Here is a 22,453-nt window from a genome sequence, read left to right as displayed (position 1 = left end):
GCAATAAAAAGGCTACCCTAGTTCTTGACTTTTGACATGACATATTAGAGCTATTATGTAGCATCTGTTCCGCAAAATCGTTCTCTCCCCATACACGGCTTAAGCCCATAGGTACACATTGTGTACCTATGGGCTTAACACTCGTGCAACAGTCTTTTTTGCTCCGGACGGTTTCGGTGATACCCCTGTGCGGCCGGACTATTACGGTTACAGGGCTTTTCTTCTAGCTCCGAATGTTGTCTATCGGATGTTCATTAGGCTCTTTTAAACGCTCGAACCAACTTCTGATCCAGGCGTTCTTGCCTTTGGAACCAGCCCAACAGGATGAGCATGGGAATCAGAGAATAGTGATATCTGCCCGCCACCTCCACCAGCATTTGAGCCAGAATCAGGCCCTCGCAGTACAGGGGGACCAGCAGGCAGGCTCCCCCGCTCCGGTCCTTCCACAGACGGACCGCCCCGGCCAGTGCCAGCATAAGCAGCAAATAATAGTATCCATTGCAAATCAGCCGGAAAAACTGGACATGGCGCACTACGCTGGTAAGATATCCCACGCAGCTGTCGTCGCTCCCCAGCAGCCCCCGCAGTTTTTCATATATCAGCGTCGGATACTGGATGTCTCCCGAAGTGATGCGCTCCAGCGCATCCGCCTTCATCTGTTCCTGTGCCCACTGGGCTGTTGCTCCAGGCTGATCGCTGTATTGATACAGACGGTCGCTGTCCTCCCGATTCCAGCATCCGGCGGATTCCTGGTTGAAACCTACCAGAAGACTGTAGCCGGGCACCGTGGAGGGCTGTTCCCCGATCCGTGCCTCCAGATGCGCCTGCCACAGCAGCCCGGTCAGCACATAGACCGCCAGCATAACCGGCAGGAAAATCGAGCAGAGCGCTCTCCCCTCCCCCTTCTGCCAGTGCGGCAAAGCAAGGAACAACAGCCACAGCACCACTGCAATGGCCCAGATCACACCGATGGGACGGGTAGCCTGGATCAGCCTCAGCAGCACGCCGGCCAGCACCCCCGCTGTTGCCATACGAACACGCTTTGTGCAGGCAGTCAGGCGGGAAACCAGCAGCAGAAAGGCCAACATCAGCGTGGTATACAGCGGTTCGGACAGAATCAGGCTGTTATACATGGTCTGTGAGGGGCAGAAGGTCCAGAAAAGGATAGCCCCGCAGGCGGCTCTCTGCCCAAACCAGTCCAGGCAGAGCTGAAAGAGCAGATACCCGGAGCAAACGCTCAGCAGCACATTCAGCAGTACAGGAACCCAGGGGCTGCTGCCGAACAGTGCAAGAAAGAGGCTGAGAAACTCCGCATAGCCGAAGATATGGGGAAAGAGTGCAATATATCGCCCGCTGTCAATGACCTCGTGGGTGGCAAGGGAATTGGCATACCCCCAGAAGGTGGCATAGTCCCCCTCGATGGGAGCCTGTACCAACAGCACCCACGCCAGCTTGACCAGAAAGCAGAGACAGATCAGCAGCAGGCAGCACCGTTTAGCTCCCATTCGTTCCAACAGGGCGGTCACTCTGGGCAAAATTACCCACGTAAGCACCAGACACACCACCGCCAGGAGAAACGCCTGCCCATGGAAGGAATCTTGAATCACCCCTGCCAGCAGCCCCAGTCCGCACAGCAGCAGGAAAAACATCAGCACCAGCCTCTGTGAGAATCCGCTCAATCGTATTGCCCAGGTTCCCATACTCCCACACCCTATTTGTTTTTTTAGAAAGACGGCCTCTTCTCCGTTTTGCAACAGGTTATCCGCTGATCTGCTGCTGCACAAAGGAACCGTGATACCTATAAGGATGCAAAAGAAATGGTTCTTTTCCGACAAAGAGATAGGCAAAGGGCAGGATTTATAGTAAAATAATATGGGCTGCTATCTCAACGCCTGAGCATTGAGATAACAGCCCTTTCTGCTATGATGGATCAAAACGAACGATCTCAGCACATTTTCCTGTTGCATAACTGGGCCATATGCGTCTATTACAAAATAGGATATGTTTTGATCATTTGCCGCGCAGCTTACTCCAGCCAAGGGGGGACAGTTTCTTATGAATCGGCGTGAACAACTGGAAGAAAACTATGCGGACAGCCTGTTTACCATGCTGATGGACCATGTGGCGGAGGTCCAGGGCAATCAGGCGCTGGAGGAAAACCGTAGGCTCCGCGAGGACCCGGATGCGGAGGTGCCCCAGGAAGTCCGCCGTGCCTGTCTGAAGGCCATCAATCGGGCTTTCCGAAAGAAAAATACCCGGACCGCAGGCCGTACCACGGTGAGAATTCTCAAAACGGTAGCCCTGGTGGCGCTGCTGGGGATTCTGATCCTCTCCATCGCCTTTGCGGCCTTTCCGGAGTTCCGGGCCGGGACATTGAATATGATTATGGATACCTTTCACGATGGCGTTACTTTTGAAATATCAAACACTTCCCCAGCGGACTGGACCACGTTGGAAGACCTCCAACCCGCTTGGATTCCCGATGGATATGAACTGATAGAGGAAAACAGTCTCGCTCATTCTTCGTGGGTACGATACCGCACAAAAAATGGAGATCGTCTCAATATTGATTTGAGCCCAAATATAACCGTAGATACGGAGGATACCGAAGTTGAGCATATCCAAATTTGTGGCCTTCCTGCATTTCTGATCGACCAGACCAATACCACCGGCGATAAAAGAGGTATTCTCAAAATAATTGTCGTCAATGAATCCCAGGGATATGTACTCAGCGTTGTATCACAGCCTTATGCTATCAATGCTCCCATTCTTATCGACCGTGAAGACATCATTCGAATTGCAGAAAGTATTTTTTAAAATGTAGAGGTGTAAACTATTATGCTAGCGTTGATCTGTGCAGCCATCGAGGATCCCGATGACCGGGAATTTATGACTCAGTTTTACCTGGAATACGAGCGGCTGATGTACGCTACTGCACGAAAAAATCTTTCCGATCCAGAGTTAATCAAGGATATCGTGCAGGAAAATGTGCTCAAACTCATTCCTAAAATTTCATTCCTGCGGCAGCAGGAGAACTGCATCAAAGCCAGTTTGTGGTCTCTACGGTGAGAAAGTACAGTTTACAAGGGACTACACAGGGTAACGGTCTGACGGGAGGATTACCGCCCGTCAGATTTTCCATGTAATGTTCAAGCTGTCGCTTGTGGCGGCAACGGTGGTAATCATCAAATCCACCACCCGCCGCTTGTCGTCAAAGGATACATCGTCCCATGTGTCGAGGTAGCCGGAAATCTGGTTGACCTGTCCCGGGCTGATGGTTTCCACCGTCAGCTCGGCTATCTGCTTCACAAGTTCCTGCTTGCGCCCGTCCAGTTCCGCTATCTTCACATTCACATAGGAGAGCAGGACATTGTTCGCGCCCGTCAGACTGTCCACCAGCTTTTCAATCTCGCTGTCCACATGGAGAAGCTCTACTTGCAGGGCGGCGATTTTGGGATTGGCCTTTGCCGCTTTCTTCCTGCCCGTCAGCGTCTTGTGCTTTTCCAGCTTCTTCACCATCTGCTGGTAAACCACCGCTTCCAGTTCGGAAGTGATGATTTTCCCACAGCCCGGACAGCTTTTATTGTCCAGCCGTTTCGTACAGCGGAGATATTGCCTGCCGGACGGATTGAAGATACTCATAAGCGCATATCCGCAGTTCCCGCACTTGATTTTCCCCGCCAGCCATGTGTGGGTGGCTTTTCGGGCGGACTGGATTTTCATGTTGTTCATCAGCTTCTTGCGGCAAGCCAGCCATATATCCGCCGGAACAATGCCCTCATGGGGAGCCAGCACCAGCATTTGGTCTTTCAAGTCGTTTTTCTTGCTGGGCTTCACATCCCGCCCCTGATACAGATAACAGCCGTTTGTCCCCGTAAAGTCGGCGGCGTCATTGACGATAACCGTACCCTGGCTTTTGAAAAATTCGTACACATCCAAGTCCGCCTGCACATAGACGGGATTGCGTAACATCTGCGCCAGTGTGGGGCGTATCAGTTCCTTGCCGTAGAACAAAATCCCCTGTTCGGCAAAGTACCGGGTAATGTCCCCGTAAGAGGTTGTGGGCTGGGCGTACATCTCAAATATCAGCCGGATATTGGCCGCTTCGTCCGGGTTTACCACCAGCTTCTTTGTGTTGATACCGTCCATTTTGATAGGCTCGGTGTGGAAGCCGTAAGGGGCTTTCCCGCCCATCTTGAAGCCCCGCTGACTGCGGGAGTAGTAAGCGTCTGTCACCCGCTTCTGTATCGTTTCCCGTTCAAGCTGGGCGAACACGATACAGATATTCAGCATAGCCCGCCCCATCGGGGTGGAGGTATCAAACTTCTCCGTAGAGGACACAAACTCCACATCGTACTGCTGGAACAGTTCCATCATGTTGGCAAAGTCCAGAATGGAACGGCTGATACGGTCAAGTTTGTAAACAATGACCTTTGCAATCAAGCCCCGCTTAATATCCCGCACCAGTTCCTGAAACTTCGGGCGGTCTGTGTTCTTGCCGCTGTACCCTTTGTCTGTGTATTCCTTACAGTTCCCGCCTTTCAATTCGTATTTGCAAAACTCAATCTGGCTTTCAATGGAAATGCTGTCCTTTTTGTCTACCGATTGCCTTGCATAGATCGCGTCTATCCTGTTATTCATTTTGTCGCTCCTTTTCTTAAAAAGAAACGGAGCTGCTGACAGTTCTATTATACCGCCAGCAGCCCCGCAAATCAACGATGGCTTCGGGATTTATGCCCCGGCTTCCTCTTTCTGCCGCTTATCGGCATATTTGCGGAACACCTCATAAAGCTGCTGCTCCAGTTCCCGGCGTTTGGTCGCTTCCTGCTCCGGCGTGAACACCGGGGAGAGGTTTTCCAGCGTGATTTCCTTTCCCTGAAAAGTCACGACTTCTGTTTCCTTTTTGTATCTGATATTGTTACTTATAAAATCACCTTTCCTTTCCATACTGCCGCTGCTGCCGTTTCAGTTCCGCCAGTATATCCGGCGGGATACGGTCAACCAGCCTTTGCATATCGTGCAGTTCGCTTTCCAGCTTTGCCCGCTCCATGCGGTCTTTGATTTTGCCGCTCTCGCTGGCTCTGGCTCGTGCTTCCAGCTTCTCATTTTCTGCCAGCAGGTCATTGATTGTGACCTTGTACTTTTTCAACTGCCCGGAGAAATTCTCCATCTGCGGGAACCACTTTTTCAGCATGGAGAGGGCTTCCTCTTTTTTCTTTCCGGCGTTCAGCGGGTTAATGCCGTCCAGTGTGGCTTCAATGGCTCTTGCCTGCCGGGAGAGGGAAACCGCCTGTTTGAAAAGCCGGGTGGGGATATGCTTCCGGCCTGTCTTGCTGGCGCTTTCCCCACGCTCCAAGTCGGGATATTTCTCCACCATGTAGGCGTGAAAATCATCCTGCCACTTCGTCAGGTTTGCCCGGTTGCCGATAATCTCCTTAGCGCACAGGCGGTTGTCCTTTGTCAGCGGAACAAAGGTCAAATGCAGGTGGGGCGTTTTCTCGTCCATGTGTACCACCGCCGACACGATATTTTCCCGCCCTACCCGGTGGGTGAGGAAATCCGCCGCCCTCTGGAAAAACGCCTGTATCTCCTTTGGGGATTTCCCCTTGAAAAACTCCGGGCTGGCGGTTATCAGCGTATCGACAAACCGTGTGCTGTCCTTGCGGGTTCGGCACCCGGCCTGCTCAATCCGGCTCTGAATGAAGTGGTAATAGCGTCCCTCCGGCTTGACGATATGGAAGTTGTATTTGCTCCGGCTGGTGTCAATATCAGGGTTGCTGGCGTATTGGTCTTTCTGCCGTTCGTGATGGGCTTCCAGCGGCCTTGCCGGGTTGCCCTTGTGCTTCTCAAAACGCAAAATTGCGTGCTGTGCCATTCTGCTCCTTTCCCCATTCCTTTCCTATCCGGGGTTTTCCACAGGGAAAATCCCGCAGAAAATAGCTCGGATAGGATTGGAATGGATAGAATATAAATCAATCTTTTTAATCTTTGTATTTCTATATACCGTCCGGTTTTCGTACTTCTCAGGAGTGATTTCCGTACTTCATGGGTACGGTTTTCAGCCCTCCGGCGTACCAGAACGGGATTTCTTGAAGTCGGTGTTCGGAACCGCTTCATAGGATTTTGGGAAAATGCGGTTGGGTTTTCCACAGCCCTGCTTCTGGATCTCCACCAGTCCGGCATATTGCAGTTCCCGCATGGTATTTACCGCTTTCTGCCGCCCACAGCGGAGCAGGTCAACTACCTCGCAGATGGGATAGTACAGGTAAATCCGCCCGTACTCGTCCGCCCACCCATTCTTGCGGGATAACTCTGTCCGGCGCAGGATAAAGGCGTACAACACCTTTGCCTCGTTGGACAGGGGCTTGAATGTAGGGGCTTCAAAGAGAAAATTCGGGAGCCGGGTGAAGCTGAACGCCTGTTCCGGCTGGTGAATGTAAATCGTGTTTGTCATATCGTGTTTTGTGGACGGTTAGAAGCCCGTTTTCCGGGGCGGGCGATACTTTATACCACCTGCCCCGGTTTGGGGCCTGCGAAGCCTTATAAATCAAGGCTTTTCCGCTCCTAACTGTCCACAGCAGACCTCCTTTTCCGTTCACTTTCTGTTTTCTGCCGCCTGTGAACTCTGGCGGCGCAGTCCGGGCAGTATTTAGCCCGGTTGGATTTGGGGACGAACACGCCGCCGCAAACCGCACAGCGTTTCATGTCCTTATCCCGGAAAATCTCCGCTTTCAGCGTCCCGTCCAGCGGCAAGACCGCCCAGCGGAACCACTTACAGCAGACCGAGAAAGAAACCGTCTGCGGGCAGGTGCAGGCGTCCCCATCGTCAAGGACAATGCAGTTGCCGTCCTCACAGCAACAGCACTCCCGGCGTATCAGGCTGGCCGCCTGTTTCTTCTGCGCCGGTGTCATGCGGTAAAGGGAACCGTCCGGCCTGCGTTCCAGCGGCGGCAAGTCTTTATAGGGGTTATCTCTCATGCGTTCCCTCCATTTTGCTTTCCATTGCCGTTCTCCCCGAAAAGGTTTCCTGCCTCGTCGTCGCAAGCTGCGTATCGCTCGTTTCGCCGCAAGCGGCAAAACTCACTCGCTCCGCTGCTCCTCCTCTCCCCACAAAGCCATGCGGCTTTGCGGGGGCCCCGACAATAGCGGCGTATTCCGGCGTTGGCACGCTCCCCGCAGCTTCGGGACGTTTTGTCCCGAAGTGACCTCTGGACAAAGTGTCCAAAAGTCCGGCTCCTGGCGGTGCTTCCCCAGCCGTGGTATTCTCTTTTCGGACGGTCATTCTGTTTTCAAGGTGCTGTCCATCGATGAACTACCCTAAGTCTACACGAAAAAAATGCAAATCCCGGCTTTTTGCGAGAATTGCATTTTGATGAAGTTTACACTTTGGAAATTGCATTTTTGCAATTATCTTGTATAATGGAAGTATGCGGAGGAGGTGCGTGTCTATGGCTTTACCCGGAACACCCGGACAGCGGATTTCCGATTTATGCAACGGGAACCACATCACACAAAAGGAACTTGCGGAGAAGATAGGCGTTTCCGCTTCCCAATTGAGCCGCATTGTCAGCGGCGAAACAAGAACGGTAAGCAGTGATATTCTCATAGGTGTGGCAAAGGAATTTAAGGTATCGACAGACTACATACTGGGCTTGTCTACCGTGAGCGTCCGTAAAAGTTACGATATTTCTGAATTAGGCTTGTCAGAGGGGGCCGTGAGGGGGCTTGTGACGGGTGCTGTTGATGTGCAAATCCTCAACCGTCTGTTGGAACACAGGAATTTTCCCAAGCTGATAGATTTGATACGGATTTATTTTCAGGATACGGCGGCAAAGGGCATAACAGCAAGAAACCAGCTTATCGAGATGGCAACGGCTTCCCTGTCCGACCTGATGAAAGAACACCCGGAACACCGGGCAGAAGCGAAGCAGGATTTACAGCTTTTGAACGCCCAAAAGATGGGGGAACATGAGGCGGAGATTGAGAAAATCAAAAATGTGTTCCTTGCTATCCTGCGGGATATTAAGAAAGACATTGACAACGGGGAACAGCCGGGAGAAGCTGTGACCGCCGCGATGTTCCAAGCCATGCGGGACGCATTGGCGGAACAGAAGCAAAACCCGCTTTCCATTGACGATGTAGCGGCGATGGTTGCCGGACAGATCGGACAGCTTACGCCGATGGATGAAGAAACTGCCGACCTGTTCAAGCAGTTGGCAAAAAAGATGATGAAAGGAATAGAATAATAGCCTGTTATTCGAGATAATAATATGCCATTAGTAAAGCATGACTACCCTGTTTTAGAGTACGATACCGCATCAAAAGCTGTTTTTCAGCCGGGAAATGGGAAAAAATGTTTTCCTGCAAAAGCAGTGTTTGCTTTTTTAGGAGACGAGGTTGAAAATTATGCACATACCCATGATGGAATACAGATAGATGAATTTGAAAGTGCAACAAGACGATATCCTATTTATGAATGTCTTTATAATCAGGAGAAAATATGTCTATGTCCGGCTCCTGTGGGAAGTGCTGCTGCCGTCCAAGTTTTAGAATATTTAATTGCAGGGGGTGTAACAAAGATTATTTCCGTCGGCTCCTGTGGCGTATTGGAAGACATCCCGGAAAATAGATTTTTGATACCTGTTTCTGCATTGAGAGATGAGGGAACATCTTACCATTATCTTCCTCCCTCCCGAGAAGTAGAGATTTCAAAGGCTGGTATAAATGCGATTGAATCTGCTTTAAGCCAAAAGAATATACCATATTGGGAAGTTAAAACATGGACAACAGACGGTTTTTATCGAGAAACAGTAGAAATGGTTCAGTATCGGAAAGAAGAGGGATGTCAAGTAGTAGAAATGGAATGTTCCGCATTGGCGGCGTGTGCAAAATTTAGAAAAGTTACATGGGCTATGCTGCTTTTTTCAGCCGATACTCTTGCAGACCCTCATAAATACCAAGAAAGAGAATGGGGAAAAACAAGTATATCCATAGCCTTAGAATTAGCCTTAGACGCTGTTTTATCAGTTGTTGAGGAGTAAAAATAAATACATATAGGAGTTACAATGAATATAAATGAATTTCCACAACAAGTAAATCAAGTTATTTCAATAGCAGAAACCATATTACAAGGTCAAATATTGGGGATATATTTATATGGTTCAGCAACAATGAATGGGCTGCGTCCAGATAGTGATATAGATATACTGATAATTACTAAACAAGAATTGAGTAATTCAATCAGAGCAGATCTAACAAAGCAATTATTGAAAATTTCTGGCTCCGTAGGCTGTATTGAAAAAAGACCTTTAGAGGTAACTATTATCAATCAATCTGATATTGTTCCGTTGCAATTTCCGCCAAAATGTCAGTATATGTATGGTGAATGGCTAAGGGGAGAGATGGAAGCAGGAGAATATCCGCAAGCCTGCAATGACCCAGATATAATGATTTTATTATGGCAAGCAAGAAAAAATAGCATAACTTTGAAGGGGGCGGAAAGCAAAGAGCTTATTCCCGCTATCCCATTTCACGAAATTAAAAAAGCAATTCGGTTTTCTTTACCTGGTTTGATTTCCAGCTTTAAGGGTGATGAAAGAAATGTGTTATTAACCTTATCACGAATGTGGTTTACTTTAGTAACAGAAGAAATCACGACAAAAGATGTTGCCGCAAAATGGGTAATTTTAAAATTGCCGGAGAGATTTCCCCCCCTGCTAACAACGGCAAAGGAAGCTTATTTGGGAAATTTGTCTGATGAATGGGAGACAGTAGAAAAGGAAGCGATGGCACTTGTAGAATATATGAAAAAACAAATTGAGGAATTACTTAGAACAGAGTAGCAAAGTTAGCGGGGCCAATCAACGGTCAAGATGAACGGCGCATAAATGCGCCGCCGTTGACAGTCCCGCCCGTCTTTGCTGATGGGCAATCAAGGCGGGAAAGCCCTAAAATGGCTTCCCGCCCATTTCAATCTTGAGAGAAGAAACGCTCCAAAATCAGAAAGAGAGCGGTAAATCTGAATTGCGAGGGAGAATGTAGATGAATCAAGGAAGAATTATTGTGATTACAGGTTCGCCGGGAACAGGAAAGACAACAACTGCGTCGATTGTCGCAAAAGAATCGAACATGGATAAATCTGTGCATATGCACACAGACGACTTTTTTCATTATTTAAGCAAAGGAGCAATACCGCCGCATTTACCAGAGTCCAACGAACAAAATTTAGTTGTCATTGAAGCCTTTTTAGAAGCTGCAAAGCGCTATGCCCGCGGCGGATATGATGTAATTGTAGATGGAATTGTCGGGCCGTGGTTTTTAGAACCATGGAGAGCCCTTGTTCGAGAAGATTATGAAGTACACTATATTGTTTTAAGAGCCAGTAAAGAAGAAACTATGAAACGAGCTGTGGAACGTTCAAAATTAGACAGAAAAACAAATGTTGAATTAGTAGAAACAATGTGGGAGCAATTTTGTAATTTGGGGATATATGAATCGAATGTTATAGATACGACCAATTATTCCATTCAAGAAACTGTTTCCGCAGTACAAGAAAAAATCGCAAGTAGGGCAGCATTGTTGTCTTAGATTGTTTTGGTGCAATTCCCATTTATCGAGCAGATGAAGTTGGGGAGCCGCCTGGAGGCGGCGGTGCCGAAGGATAAAATAGGAGATGTTAAGGTTATGAATAATGAATACGATAATGAGAAGTTTTTTGAAGAATATGCAAAGATGTCCCGCAGTAAAGAGGGGTTAAAAGCTGCTGGTGAATGGCATCAATTAAAACCTTTGTTTCCTTCGTTAGAAGGAAAATCTGTTCTTGACTTGGGGTGCGGATATGGCTGGCACTGCAAGTTCGCAGAAGAACAAGGAGCTACAAAAATATTAGGGATCGATTTAAGTAAGAAAATGATTGAGGAAGCCCAAAAGCGCAATTCAGGAAATCAAATTGAATATCGTATTAGCGGATTAGAGGAATATGACTATCCAGAAAATGAATGGGATTGTGTTATATCTAATTTAGCTCTGCACTATATAGAGGACATAGTGGAAATATTTCAAAAAGTGTATAGGACATTAAAACCAGGTGGAATTTTTCTTTTTAATATCGAACACCCTGTTTTTACCGCAGGAGTTGGGCAGGATTGGATTTATACAGATGATGGGAAACCGCAATATTGGGCGATTGATAATTACTTTATAACAGGAGAACGAAATACACATTTTTTAGGATGTGATGTAGTAAAACAACATCACACACTTACACAGATTATAATGGGATTGCTGAACAATGGGTTTGAGCTTAAAGTTGTAGAGGAAGCAGAACCGCCTAAAGAGATGATGGATATTCCGGGTATGGAAGATGAACTTCGCCGCCCGATGATGTTACTTGTAAAGGCGATAGCGAAAAAATAATATCTCTATTAGGAAAACTGATATACCCCAATTTAGAGAATGGCATAGTAATTCCTAGTGATAAAGAGAAAATGATTGCACTGGCAAATAAATACATTGAAAAAGAAAATGTAGATGCACTCATTCTCGCCTGTACGGAGCTGCCACTTGCCATAAAGCCCGAAGATGTTAATGTGCCAATCGTGAATACAACCCAAGTACATATCAATGCAATTTACCAATATGCAATTCGATAAAAATAGCAAAGCCAGCCGAGCCAGTCAACGGTCAAGATGAACGGCGCATTTCATGCGCCGCCGTTGACAGCCCCGCCCGTCTTTGCTAAAGGGTAATCAAGGCGGGAAAGCCCTAAAATGGCTTCACACCTATTTCAATAATTGGAGGAGATAAAAATGAGATCAGAAAAGGAAGTTTATGATATTGTTTTGAATTTTGCAAAAACAGACAAACGCATTCGCATGGTTACTTTGGAAGGATCTAGAACAAATACAAATATTCCGCCTGATGATTTTCAGGATTTTGATATTACTTTTTTTGTTACGGATATGGACAGCTTCACAAGTGATGATAAATGGCTAGATATATTTGGTGAAAGGTTGATTCTGCAAAAGCCGGAAGATATGGAATTATTTCCAGCTGTAGAAAAGGGATTTTCATATTTAATGCTGTTTACTGATGATGTTAAGATAGATTTAACTTTGCTGCCGCTGGAACTGATAGACGAGTATTTTACATGGGATAAACTGGTAAAGTTACTGTTGGATAAAGACAACCGTATCGTAAAGCCGCCAATACCAACGGATATAGACTACCACTTGCAGAAGCCTACTCAAAGAATGTTTGACGATTGCTGTAATGAATTTTGGAATACTACAACATATGTAGTAAAGGGCTTATGCCGCAAAGAAATTCTTTTTGCTATTGACCATATGAATGATATAGTACGAAAAGAATTGCTTCGCATGATTTCCTGGCTGATTGGTATCAAACAGGGATTTCATTTCAGTTTGGGAAAAAACTATAAATTTATGAAGCAATATGTCCCAGAGGAATTGTGGGAACGACTTATGTCCACTTATAATATGGATTCCTATCCCCATATGTGGGAATCCTTTGAACAATGTATGGCATTGTTCCGGGAGGTTTCGTCAGAAGTGGCATGCCAGTTGGATTACCAGTATCCACTATATGATGAAAAAATCAGTAATTATGTGATTCGGCAAAAGAAAAAATATGGCATTGAAGATGATAACAAATAAAATTTTTTCAATCGAAAAAATTTATTTTGATTATTCAATTTTGAAAAACTGAATACCTCAAAATCAGAAAGAGCGCGGACAAGCACTTTGAGGGATTGGCCGCCTTGTCCACCCATCCAGCGGGGCGGCGGGCGGCGGTCAAGGCCGGGTGTAACCCCGTTCATTTCAGCCTTGACGGTTGCCCGCTGTCCTGCTACTTTTCCGGGAGTGTGGCCACAACTTCGGGACACTTTGTCCACAAGTCGGAGCGTAGGACGAGGGACGGGGGCTTTCATATACCTGCCGCCGTTCTCTGAAAACAGGCCGATTTTTTGCTCATTCCCATTCGCAAAAATTCAGCCTGTTTTCCTGCCGGAGCAAACGGGGCGCAAGAAGCACCGCACCCCGTTTCCCCCGTCAGCCACGCCAGCAGGTATAACACACTACACTTTGCAAGCAAAGTCGTGTGCCAAAGGGGGCACCCCTTTGGAAACCCCGGACAACAAAACAGGCGGTATGCTGCCCTCTCCGGGAGCATACCGCCGTTTGTTGTCAGCAGCCCGTTTCACGGTCTGCGTGTAGTTCCTTGTAAACTGACCTAAATACCGCTATCAATCATTTGAGAAAACAAGGTAGGGTAACCGGCAAATGCAGCAATCTGGAGGATGAGGATGTGGTCATGCCTGGGCCCTCCCTGGACGACCATCTTCTGCAGACTGAGCGTCTGGAACGTCTGGCGGAGGTTTGGGATCTGCTTCCAGAGGACGATCAGCTTCTTCTGGAAGGAAAGTACATTTTGGGCCAGGAGGATACTGAACTGGCCGATATGCTTGGCTGTAAAGCCAGCAGCATCCGCATGAAGCTGACCAGAGCCCGGCGGCGCGCCTTCCAGCTGATGAACGAGGAGGCGGATCATTCTCTATGAAGCGGCAGGAACAACTGCAGGAGGCCTACGAAGACGCATTATTCACCCTGCTGATGAACCATGTGGCGGAGCTTCACGGCAAGCAGGCCCTGCAGGAAAACCGAGCTCTCCGTGAGGACCCGGACGCGGAGGTGCCCCAGGACATCCACCGGGCCTGCCTGAAGGCCATCAACCGAACATTTCGGAAGAAAAATGCCCAAACTGCTAGGTACACCACAGTAAGAATCCTCAAAACCGTGGCTTTGGTGGCGCTGCTGGGGATTCTGGTCCTCTCCATCGCCTTTGCGGCCTTTCCGGAGTTCCGGGCAGGGACACTGAATATGATAAAAGACAACTTGAATGGCGGGGTCAGCTTTGGTTTCTCCTCTTCTGCCAATGATATTCCCACTCCGCTGGAGGATGTGAAGCCCTCCTTGGTTCCAGATGGGTTTGAGCTCATCGAGGACGGTAATTTTAACGGTGATCTTTGGGCAAGATACCGGTCCTCCAGCACCTCCCGGATCAGAAACCGAGGCCGTCCCTTGGTCTCCAGATAGGTTTTTCCGATGTACTTCCCGATCACACCCAGGGACAGGAGAATCAGCCCGCCGATAGCCCATACGGAGCAGATCACGCTGGCCCAGCCCAGAATGGTGTCCCCCATAGTCCAGCGAATCACGGAGTAAATCAACACAGCCACACTGACCAGAAAAACCAGGAATCCCAGCCCGGTGATCATGTGGAGAGGCTTGACCGACAGAGAGGTAATTCCCTCCATGGCAAAGGAGAGCATCTTTTTCAGGGGATATTTGCTCTCACCGGCAAACCGCTGTCCCCGCTCGTATTCCACCGTGCCGGTACGGTAGCCGATCATAGGCACGATGCCCCGGAGGAACAGATTGACTTCATGAAACTGGCTTAGGCCCTCCAGCGCCCTTCTGGACATGAGCCGGTAATCGGCGTGATTGAATACCGTCTCTGCACCCAAACAATTCATCAGCCGGTAAAACGCCTCAGCGGTAAATCGTTTGAAGAAGGTATCCTTCTGCCTGGAAGAGCGCACCCCGTACACAATGTCGCAGCCGTTCTCATACTGCTCCACCATGGTATCCACCGCGTCCACATCATCCTGGAGGTCGGCATCCATGGATATGGCCATATCGCAGCGGTCAGCCGCTGTCATCAGTCCCGCCAGCAGGGCATTCTGATGTCCCCGGTTGCGGCTTAGATCCACGCCGCTGAACAGCGGATTCTCCCTGTGGAGCTGTTGGATGATGCGCCAGGTACTATCCCTGGAACCATCGTTGACAAAGAGTACCCGGCTCTTCTCCGAGATCTTGTCCGCCGCCATCAGAGCCTCCAGTTTGTCCCTTAGTCGCCTGGCGGTCTCAGGCAGCACGGCCTCTTCGTTGTAGCAGGGCACTACAATATAGAGAATATCAGCCATTTTAAGATTGTCTCCTTATCCAGCATAAATAGTTCTTTATGAAAGAAGACAAAATGCAGTCCAAAGTGCAACCGGCATCGTCGGTGAGAACAGAAAAAACGGCCTGGACACAGGAAATCCAGACCGCTTTTTTGCAAAGGCTAAGAAATGATCGGCATCATCTAATCAACCAAAGCAGATAAGCAACAAGCGTTTTTTCCAAAAAATCAAAAAAAGAAATCCTGTAACCCTTGTGGTTACAGGATTTCTTCGTGGTACGCCCGAAGGGACTCGAATTCGTGTGAAGTGTTTTTAAGCTCTTTCTTTTGTTGCAGAACTGAACTCATTTTATATACCTGCTTTGCTTATTGAACCTTTTCGTTCTGCGTGCTATTTGTGAAAAATCTATCTAAAAGGGAAACTATAAGGGAAACCACTACCGCCGGAGTAAAATCGGCTGTGCCGTGCTGTCGCTGCAGTCCGGCTGCAATATCAAAACTGTTCAGGAAAACTTGGGCCACTATGCAGCATCCTTCCCCTTGGATACATACGGTCACGTCACAGACCAGATGCGCCAGGAAGGCGCAAAAAAGGAACCGATTTCTGCATCATCTGAAACAAAAAGCAGGGATGATGTAAAATAAGATAACATAAGGAACGGTAATTTGAACTCAAGTGCACTGGAGCTTTCTGAAGTCAAATGTTCGGTAACGGCACAATGCCATCTATAAAGAGCCGCGAGACTATCAGTCCAAAAGTGGCAGCAGCTTCCGGCAGGATCCCTGGGCATAAGCGATATTCTGACTGACAAAGAGGCGGTTACCATGCTCAAAACCAGCCGTCATCAGATCCGCAGGATGATCCAGAATGGAAAACTCCCGGCTGTCAAGGTCGATCGGGAATGGAGGATCATCAGAAATGGCCTACGGATTATTTGGGGTTCCCGTACCAACAGGAACCCCAGATTGAGCATCGGCTATTTTTACACAGCCGGCTTTGAGTCAACAGTCCTCATAAGGCCTCCAGCTTTGCCAGCAGATAGGTCGGGGAACTGTCATAAAAGACGAAATCATCAGCCAGACCTGCATTTTTGGCATTTACAGCCACTTCGCGCACAACGGCTTGTTCCGGCCTGACCAGAAGCAGGATCTTCACGTTCGGCTCTCTCTGCCGGAGTGAACGGCAAATCTCAACCGCCTGCTCCATATCCGCCTGATCCGCAGCATCCAATATCACCACACCAGCATGGAAAATATCCACACCGACGATGGCTTGGGGATAATTAAGTTGGGCCGCCCATTTGAAATCGAGCTTTGATTTTGACTGAACGGCCGCCGATAGTCCCTGACCAAGCATTTTATTGGACGATATAAACAGAACTATTTTCATAATGGGCACCCTCTGTCAAATGCGAATGTTTTTCCGGCTGTGTCCGCTGTGCGCTTTGCCCTTCCGTTACCAGATCCGGTTCCAGCGCCAGTATTCCTTGGGGGCTACGCCCACGGATCGGCGGCTTTTGGGGTACGGACACCGGTGAGCAAATACTGCTCCCAGAGGAACCACTTTCCGTCGCTCCCCCGCTGGCGCAGCTTGATGGGCCGGGGCGCATCTGCGCCGCCGCAGGGAATAAACAGCTTCATATAGCCCTGCTCCTCGCCGGAAACGTGGTTGCTTTCCACCCGAATGGTATAGGGCTGGGTGGGGGTGTAGCTGTTGTCAGGGGTGGAGCCGGCAAAGTAGGTAAAGGGCAGGTAGATCTTTCCGTCCCGGAAACGGTCATTCAGAAAGGAGATGTCCTGTCCGTTCAGAGGGCGGGGCCCCCGCAGCCAATTCAGCATATCCTGCCCGATCTGCCGGTCGGCGGCGTAGGCGCACAGAGCTAGAACAGTCAAAGCCGCCGTCTGAAAGGGGGTGTTCAGGGCCGCCTCCGGGAGCGCCTGCATCTCGGCAAGGCTCTCCGGGAGGGCCGCAAAGGTAAAGCTCTCGCTTTGATTCCCCACAGCTGAAGCAGCCGCCCGGACGGTATCCATTGCGGAGTTTTTCAGTTTGTCAAAAATGCCCATACAAATTCTCCTTTTAGGTTCCCAGTGGGTTCATAGGCCTGTTTTCCTCAGCCATAGACCAGCGCCAGGTCCACACAAGTATCGCCCTCGCCAAAGAAAGGCGGGCACTCACCGGTCTCCCGGTCCTGCTCCATGTGGAGATACTCGCCGGAGGGAGAGATGAGTACCGGGAAATTGCCTTCTATGCAGTAGCTCGCGCCGTCAAAGAGTTCCAGCCGAAGGCAGTCACCCTCCATGTACCAGTCGCCCACATAGGTCAGCTCATAGGCCTGCCCGTCCTCATGGTAGTATAGCTCCACGCTGCCGGAATAGCCCGGAGAGGCGCTGCCCCCCCAGGAGCTGTCCCCCCAGTTCAGGTCCATCATCCAGTTGCCGCAGCTCCAGCTGGTGTCCGCAAGGCCCAGGTCGGTAGGCGGCAGGGGCCAGCAGTCCCCCGGAGGATCCTCGCTCCCCGAGGGGTCCCACCCATCAGGATAGTCCAGTCCGGTGGTATATCCCCAAATGGCGAAATCCATCAGCATGGGGACCCCGTCCTCACTGGTGGGTATGATGGGAACACCGTCGAAGTCGGACAGGGGACACCAGGTCACCTCCACACCGTCGTTGGTCACAAGGACGATCTGGGTGTCCGGCTCCTCATACCACTCCTCATAATCTACCACCACCAGTACAGGCTGGGCAAATTCCTCCCGGTAGAGGATCTCATCGGCCACCGGCTGGCTGCCGTCGCCCACAGACTCCCATGTGACATGGTTGACCGCCAGGCTGGTGTTTTCATCCCGGGGGACGGTGCAGTACAATTCGCCGACGCCGCCGCCCAGGATGCGCTCAGGGGGAATCTCCAGCAAAAAGGGCAGCTCCTCTACCAGCGCGGGGCAATTTGCCTGCAGCCAGTCCGTCACCGTCCCAAATTCTCCCTGCTCCCAGTAGCCCAGGTAGGCCACTGCTCCGGCGATCTGGTCGCTGTTGGTCATGCTGTCGCGCAGCATGGCAAGGGACTGCGTCCCTTCTTCCGTTTCCAGTTCCGGCGTCGGCGTGGGTTCAACATCCAGTTCCCCCTTATTGCCGGAGAGGGTACTGGTTGCCTGGTCCGTTTGATCATCTGCAGGCTGCTTGTCCTGTCCGCCGCAGGCAGCCAGACTCAGGGCCAGTGCCATGCACAGAAGCACCGGGAGGAATCGATGCAGGTTCACCTTCTTCATGGTCCGTCCTCCTTCTCAGAATTTTCCGCTGCGGCCGCTGCCGCCGCCGCTTTCGCTGTGGCTGCTGCCGGAGTCATTCTTTTCGATTTTGGTGCGGGTCTTGGTGGTGTGGGTATACCGGTCATACTGTTCTGTCAGCTGCAGACCGCCCTGGGTGAGATATGTATCGGCCTCCGCCTTTTGACGGACCGATTTCATACTGCGCATAAGCATGAAGCAGATCGTCCCTGCCACCGCGCAGGCGATACCTGTGGCCATGAGGATCTTCGGCCAGCTGGCGGGGCGTACCGGTTCACCCTCTTCGGCCTGGGTCAGATAGGTATCGCAGGCGTCCAGGTAGTGGGATATGCTGCCATACCAGTCGTCGTCCCCGAAATCGTCCAGAAAGGCTTCCTCCAACTGCTCCTGTCCGTATTCATTGAAGGCATACTCGGCGTCCTCGCCGTAGACGAACATGGCATAGTCCCGTTCCGCCATGCTCAGCAGTACAATGATGCCGTCCCGGCTCTCTCCCATACCCAGCTCACTGCCGTGGTAGAGCTGCCAGGTCACTTCATATACGCTGCCGTCTCCATAGTCGGTGTAGTCGTCCACCAGAGCAAAATAGACGCCGCAGTTGTGCCGCCGGGAAATATCCTGGGCCCGGGCCTCCAGTTCCTCCCACTCCTCGTAGGAGAGCAGGTCGCTGATGTCAAAGATATATTGCATTTTGACGCTGCCCTGTTCAGGGCTTTCGGGTATTTCCGGGTCCTCGGTGGGAGCGGGTACCTGGGGCGGTTTGGACGGTTCGGCTGTCTCGGTACCGGGCTCCTCGCCGGAGGTGCCTGGCGGGCAGTAGGTCAGGATATAGTCCTCCGCTGCCACTGCCATAGCGTCCACCGCCTGGGTCAGGGCCGTGGCGCTCATGGTCATGTCCTCGCCGTTCCACGCCCGCTCCACCATATAGGGCGCCACCGCATCACTGACGGCGTCGGCCAGCTCCTGGCTGCTGCCCCGGGCTTCGCTGAGATTGGCGTAGACGTACCAGCCGTTGTGGGTGGGCATGGCGTATGTGTAGGTCTCCACATCCAGGGGTTCCATCAGGATGGTCAGCGTGACGCCCTCCCGATCCGCACCATAGCCGTAACCGTATTCCTCGTAGAGCCACGCGGCGGCATCGCCGATGTTGTCATCGTCGATCAGGGTCAGCACATCCACCCGCAGGTCGATGCCCAGGGCCTCTGTAAGCTGGGGCAGGGTCTCCTCGCCCTGCATACCCAGCGTCTGAGAGCCCAGGGACTCTGTTTCATCATAGATCACGCCGTATTCCGTTACAGCCGCAGCGGGCGGGCAGAGAGACAGGGAAAGCAGGAGGACGAGGGCAAACACCCAGCTTGGTTTCTTCATATCTGCTCCACCTTCCTTCTCACAGCACAAAGACCGCCAGCAGCGAACCCAGCACCGACAGGGGGGCGGCTATGGCGGCAAACAGCCCCCAGACCTTTCCCCAGCTTACCGGCAGATCACCCACCAGCTTCCCGGTCTGCCCGTTCATGGCAAAGAGGAAGTCCTTCCCCTTCCACTTGGTGTTCAGCATCCAGACGGGCATCATGGCGTAATGTACCTTGCCCCGCTTCAGATTGACGCTGTTGCTGGTGGGCATACAGGTATCATAGCCCGTTACGGTATCGCGCAGGGCGGAGGTCAGGGTGCCCGCACAGCGCTGATCCGCCCGCTCCCGGCACGCCTCCACGGTCACATCGAATTTATCGGCAAGAAAGCCGGGGAGATAGGCGGTGGAAAATACCTTCAGTTCCTGATAGTCATAGGGCTCGATGGAGTCCATGTGGTCATCCGGCATCTTGCTGGAGGCATCCACCGGGATCTTCTCAAAGGTGACAGTCCCGGCCCGGTAGATGTCGTAGTGTTCCGTCTCCGTGATCTCATAGTCGCCCAGGCGGTAGATGTGGGAACGGGTGGCCTCATAATGGGCGTCGCCCTCCGCCTGGCCGTCAAACATCCAGAAGGGGACATAGATCCCCCGGATCTCCTGCACATGGTTTTCTTCGGTAAACCGTTTGGGGAGGAAGAATTTCCCTTTGTAGTGGGCCTTGAGGGCCTTGACGGCATCTTCCTTGCTCAGCTTGAAGGGAAGAATGAAGTCCGGCCTCAATTCCCCGGAGAACTGTCCCGGCACCACCGTGGGATTCCCGCAGTAGGGACAGGAGGTGGCCGCCGTGCTTTCCTCGCAGATCAGCTCCGCGCCGCAGCTGGGGCAGCTGTAGGATCGCATACCGTCCCCCTCGGCGCCCCAGTCCTGACTGAAGCCAGAGGTATCCCACGCCGCTTCATCGCCGGACGGCGGAGCCTGCTGGTCCCGGGCTTCCTCTGCCGCCTGCTGGGCGGCCGCCGCCTTTTCTTCCTTCTCTGCATAAAGGGCCTCGATCTCCGCCGGGTCGTAACTGGCGCCGCAGTACTCGCACTCCAGTTTGCCGGAAGCGCCTGAGAAGTGCAGCGGACCGGTGCAGCCGGGGCATTGATAGTTGGTTACCTGTGCTGGCATTTGACTCCCTCGCTTCCCATGCCGGCGCTGCGCCTGTCAGCGATCCAGGCGCAGCGCCGGAAGCAATCTGTGTTACGCCTGCGTATCCCCGGGGACACCTCAGCCCCCCATGATGCTGTCCGGCATGGGCTCCCATGCCTCGATCAGGGGCAGATACCAGTCATCATAGAGCTTGGGCATATCCTCTGGATTCACATCATCCCACCTGGTTCCCCAGGGGCGCAGATAGATTTCATAGTGGAATTCATCCTCGCCGTTTTCATAGTAGCCGTCGATGCAGATCATGTCCTCGTAATCCATCAGGCCGGGATCCACAATCCAGTCCGCGTGTTCCAGCGCCATGTCGGAGAACCAGCCGCTCTCAGACATGATCGTGCCATGGGTGCCCACCCCGGCTTCATTCAGGGTGACCGATGCGGCTGCCATGACCTCTCCGGGCCCATAGTCCTCGTCCCAGAGTTCCACGGCACCCGTATAGTCCTCATCGATGTCGATGGTGCCGCAGATATCCCATCGCTGGCCTTCCAGCTCTTCGTAAACACCCCAGCAGCCATTCATGGTCCACCAGCCGTACCAGTCTCCGTTCCACCAGTCCAGCAGCGTCTCGCCGGTCTGGGCGGGGGACTGGGTATCGCCGCTGGCAGGCTCCCGGCTGAGGGAGGATGGATCGATGGTAATAGTATCGCTCTTGCCGCCGTCCATCTCTTCAAAGCTCACTTTGACCTGCTTTGTGGGATCCGCCAGGATAAAGGCGGATTGGACCTCAACTGTCTTGCCCGGAGCAACCTCCTCATCCTGGCTTTCGGTCACCTCATAAAGGGCATAGGTGCTGGCGTGGGCATAGTCCAGATCGGCTCCATCCTGCTCCGCCCAATCAAGGACCGCCCAGAGGTAGGAAATGGTCTCTTTGCTGTTGTTGGTAAAATCCAGGGTCAGCATGAGGATATCCTTCCCGTCAGATGCTTCCAGGATCTTCGCGTCCTTGTAGCGCAGCTCAAAGGGCCCCACCGTTAGCTGGCGATGATCTTCCGTCGGCTGCGGCGGCGTATCTTTTGATGGATCTTTTGGCTTCTCTTTTCCGCAGGCAGCCAGACCGAACAGCATCACCCCTGCAAGAAGCAGGCAAACAAGTCTGCTTTTCCTCTGTTTCATCCTGTTCTCCTCCAATCTGGTCTGAGATAGATAAATCAGCTGAAAATAGACTGTGCAGACTACTGCTTGGTGAAGGTGCCGCTGATACCGTAACCCCGGTTCTCCTCCATCGTAAGGCTGTTGCCGCTCACGGAGAAGGTGTAGGTGGAAGGTTCGCTCCACAGTTCCAGTAGCACCGTAAGCTGATCGCCCTCAATGGTGTAGGTGCCATCCTGGTCGATAAAGCTGTTTTCCATCTTGCACTTGCCCTTTCCGTCAAAGGTCCAGGTGATCACGCCGTCATACTCAAATTCAGCCGACCAGGTACCGGCCAATTGATCTTTGCTGCCGCAGGCGGCAAGGGTCAGGAGGGTCACGGTAAGCAGGAGCAAGGCTGTAAACTTTTTCATCTCATCATATCCTTGTATTATAGAGTAGTAGTTATTAAAGCCCCTCTCCAAGGGCTGTGCTACACTGTAAGGGATGCTGTGGATTGGTGATCATCTCCTACCACAAGATGGCTCAAGAAAGG

24 protein-coding genes and 1 pseudogene are annotated in these 22,453 nt (G+C 51.4%); 11 read left to right on the top strand and 14 right to left on the bottom strand.

All coding sequences use genetic code 11. From position 1 onward, the window contains the following. Nucleotides 1-254: 254 nt before the first annotated feature. Nucleotides 255-1,679 carry a glycosyltransferase family 39 protein gene (locus tag B5G42_RS11385; RefSeq protein ID WP_162611094.1) on the bottom strand — a complete coding sequence of 475 codons (1,425 nt, stop codon included), beginning with the start codon at nucleotides 1,677-1,679 and terminating at the stop codon, nucleotides 255-257. A gap of 376 nt (nucleotides 1,680-2,055) precedes the next feature. Between B5G42_RS11385 and B5G42_RS11380 the strand changes: the two genes are divergently transcribed. Next, the gene (locus tag B5G42_RS11380; RefSeq protein ID WP_087270430.1) at nucleotides 2,056-2,817 is read left to right on the top strand and encodes a DUF4367 domain-containing protein; all 762 of its coding nucleotides are present in this window, start codon (nucleotides 2,056-2,058) and stop codon (nucleotides 2,815-2,817) included. 21 nt (nucleotides 2,818-2,838) lie between these two features. Further along, nucleotides 2,839-3,069, top strand: a complete 231-nt coding sequence (locus B5G42_RS11375) for a sigma-70 family RNA polymerase sigma factor (protein ID WP_087270428.1) — start codon at nucleotides 2,839-2,841, stop codon at nucleotides 3,067-3,069. Between the two features lie 60 nt (nucleotides 3,070-3,129). On the opposite strand, the gene B5G42_RS11370 is transcribed toward B5G42_RS11375, so the two are convergent. The 5 genes from B5G42_RS11370 to B5G42_RS11345 form a co-directional block, all read right to left on the bottom strand. Further along, nucleotides 3,130-4,641 carry a recombinase family protein gene (locus B5G42_RS11370; protein WP_007215987.1) on the bottom strand — a complete coding sequence of 504 codons (1,512 nt, stop codon included), beginning with the start codon at nucleotides 4,639-4,641 and terminating at the stop codon, nucleotides 3,130-3,132. Nucleotides 4,642-4,731: 90 nt separating this feature from the next. Continuing rightward, a complete protein-coding gene (locus tag B5G42_RS11365; protein ID WP_007215986.1) occupies nucleotides 4,732-4,947 on the bottom strand; it encodes a hypothetical protein in 216 nt (71 codons plus the stop codon). Then, the gene (mobV, locus tag B5G42_RS11360; RefSeq protein WP_007215985.1) at nucleotides 4,931-5,875 is read right to left on the bottom strand and encodes a MobV family relaxase; all 945 of its coding nucleotides are present in this window, start codon (nucleotides 5,873-5,875) and stop codon (nucleotides 4,931-4,933) included. Before mobV ends, B5G42_RS11365 begins: the two co-directional genes overlap by 17 nt. 183 nt (nucleotides 5,876-6,058) lie before the next feature. Beyond that, nucleotides 6,059-6,454, bottom strand: coding sequence for a replication initiator protein A (locus tag B5G42_RS11350; protein WP_007215984.1), 396 nt, complete (start codon nucleotides 6,452-6,454; stop codon nucleotides 6,059-6,061). Nucleotides 6,455-6,564: 110 nt separating this feature from the next. Beyond that, the gene (locus B5G42_RS11345) at nucleotides 6,565-6,978 is read right to left on the bottom strand and encodes a cysteine-rich VLP domain-containing protein (RefSeq protein WP_007215983.1); all 414 of its coding nucleotides are present in this window, start codon (nucleotides 6,976-6,978) and stop codon (nucleotides 6,565-6,567) included. 470 nt (nucleotides 6,979-7,448) lie between these two features. Here B5G42_RS11345 and B5G42_RS11340 point away from each other — a divergent pair, with 470 nt between their 5' ends. The 8 genes from B5G42_RS11340 to B5G42_RS11295 all read left to right on the top strand — a co-directional run bounded on the left by B5G42_RS11340 (nucleotide 7,449) and on the right by B5G42_RS11295 (nucleotide 13,578). Further along, on the top strand, nucleotides 7,449-8,246 hold the full coding sequence (locus tag B5G42_RS11340; RefSeq protein WP_087270425.1) for a helix-turn-helix domain-containing protein: 798 nt from the start codon (nucleotides 7,449-7,451) through the stop codon (nucleotides 8,244-8,246). 24 nt (nucleotides 8,247-8,270) lie between these two features. Beyond that, nucleotides 8,271-9,041 (top strand): nucleoside phosphorylase, encoded by a 771-nt coding sequence (locus B5G42_RS11335; protein WP_002578723.1) that lies wholly within the window; start codon nucleotides 8,271-8,273, stop codon nucleotides 9,039-9,041. Between the two features lie 24 nt (nucleotides 9,042-9,065). Next, entirely contained in the window at nucleotides 9,066-9,842 is a 777-nt protein-coding gene (ant(9), locus tag B5G42_RS11330) for an ANT(9) family aminoglycoside nucleotidyltransferase (RefSeq protein WP_002578722.1), read from the top strand. A gap of 199 nt (nucleotides 9,843-10,041) precedes the next feature. Then, on the top strand, nucleotides 10,042-10,587 hold the full coding sequence (locus tag B5G42_RS11325) for an AAA family ATPase (RefSeq protein ID WP_087270423.1): 546 nt from the start codon (nucleotides 10,042-10,044) through the stop codon (nucleotides 10,585-10,587). Nucleotides 10,588-10,683: 96 nt separating this feature from the next. Then, nucleotides 10,684-11,415, top strand: coding sequence for a class I SAM-dependent methyltransferase (locus tag B5G42_RS11320; RefSeq protein ID WP_022582627.1), 732 nt, complete (start codon nucleotides 10,684-10,686; stop codon nucleotides 11,413-11,415). Continuing rightward, entirely contained in the window at nucleotides 11,412-11,651 is a 240-nt protein-coding gene (locus B5G42_RS11315) for an aspartate/glutamate racemase family protein (RefSeq protein WP_071585656.1), read from the top strand. The genes B5G42_RS11320 and B5G42_RS11315 overlap by 4 nt, the downstream gene beginning before the upstream one ends. Nucleotides 11,652-11,807: 156 nt before the next feature. Beyond that, the gene (locus B5G42_RS11310) at nucleotides 11,808-12,674 is read left to right on the top strand and encodes an aminoglycoside 6-adenylyltransferase AadE (protein ID WP_001255868.1); all 867 of its coding nucleotides are present in this window, start codon (nucleotides 11,808-11,810) and stop codon (nucleotides 12,672-12,674) included. A gap of 598 nt (nucleotides 12,675-13,272) precedes the next feature. Next, nucleotides 13,273-13,578, top strand: coding sequence for an RNA polymerase sigma factor (locus B5G42_RS11295; RefSeq protein ID WP_162611093.1), 306 nt, complete (start codon nucleotides 13,273-13,275; stop codon nucleotides 13,576-13,578). Between the two features lie 481 nt (nucleotides 13,579-14,059). On the opposite strand, the pseudogene B5G42_RS11290 reads toward B5G42_RS11295, so the two are convergent. After that, a pseudogene (locus B5G42_RS11290) lies at nucleotides 14,060-15,004 on the bottom strand (glycosyltransferase family 2 protein); the annotation flags it as partial. Between the two features lie 443 nt (nucleotides 15,005-15,447). On the opposite strand from B5G42_RS11290, the gene B5G42_RS18185 reads away from it, so the two are divergent. Next, a complete protein-coding gene (locus B5G42_RS18185) occupies nucleotides 15,448-15,627 on the top strand; it encodes a hypothetical protein (protein WP_162611092.1) in 180 nt (59 codons plus the stop codon). A 367-nt stretch (nucleotides 15,628-15,994) separates the two neighbouring features. Here the strand turns inward: B5G42_RS18185 and B5G42_RS18700 are convergent, their stop codons facing one another. The 7 genes from B5G42_RS18700 to B5G42_RS11255 all read right to left on the bottom strand — a co-directional run bounded on the left by B5G42_RS18700 (nucleotide 15,995) and on the right by B5G42_RS11255 (nucleotide 22,331). Further along, nucleotides 15,995-16,372: a hypothetical protein gene (locus B5G42_RS18700; RefSeq protein WP_242961208.1), complete on the bottom strand. Its 378-nt coding sequence runs from the start codon at nucleotides 16,370-16,372 to the stop codon at nucleotides 15,995-15,997. Between the two features lie 104 nt (nucleotides 16,373-16,476). Then, the gene (locus B5G42_RS11280) at nucleotides 16,477-17,046 is read right to left on the bottom strand and encodes a DUF6935 domain-containing protein (protein ID WP_087270414.1); all 570 of its coding nucleotides are present in this window, start codon (nucleotides 17,044-17,046) and stop codon (nucleotides 16,477-16,479) included. Nucleotides 17,047-17,093: 47 nt separating this feature from the next. Continuing rightward, entirely contained in the window at nucleotides 17,094-18,248 is a 1,155-nt protein-coding gene (locus B5G42_RS11275; RefSeq protein ID WP_087270411.1) for a hypothetical protein, read from the bottom strand. Nucleotides 18,249-18,263: 15 nt separating this feature from the next. After that, the gene (locus B5G42_RS11270; RefSeq protein ID WP_087270408.1) at nucleotides 18,264-19,634 is read right to left on the bottom strand and encodes a TPM domain-containing protein; all 1,371 of its coding nucleotides are present in this window, start codon (nucleotides 19,632-19,634) and stop codon (nucleotides 18,264-18,266) included. 19 nt (nucleotides 19,635-19,653) lie between these two features. Beyond that, a complete protein-coding gene (locus B5G42_RS11265; protein ID WP_087270406.1) occupies nucleotides 19,654-20,790 on the bottom strand; it encodes a hypothetical protein in 1,137 nt (378 codons plus the stop codon). Nucleotides 20,791-20,889: 99 nt separating this feature from the next. Beyond that, complete coding sequence (locus B5G42_RS11260) at nucleotides 20,890-21,942, bottom strand: DUF5067 domain-containing protein (RefSeq protein WP_087270403.1); 1,053 nt, start codon at nucleotides 21,940-21,942, stop codon at nucleotides 20,890-20,892. Between the two features lie 59 nt (nucleotides 21,943-22,001). After that, entirely contained in the window at nucleotides 22,002-22,331 is a 330-nt protein-coding gene (locus B5G42_RS11255; RefSeq protein ID WP_087270399.1) for a DUF5640 domain-containing protein, read from the bottom strand. Nucleotides 22,332-22,453 lie beyond the last annotated feature (122 nt).

Origin of the sequence: Flavonifractor sp. An91 (assembly GCF_002159225.1) — a bacterium.
Classification (GTDB): domain Bacteria; phylum Bacillota; class Clostridia; order Oscillospirales; family Oscillospiraceae; genus Flavonifractor; species Flavonifractor avicola.
This window is presented reverse-complemented; position numbering and strand designations above follow the sequence as displayed.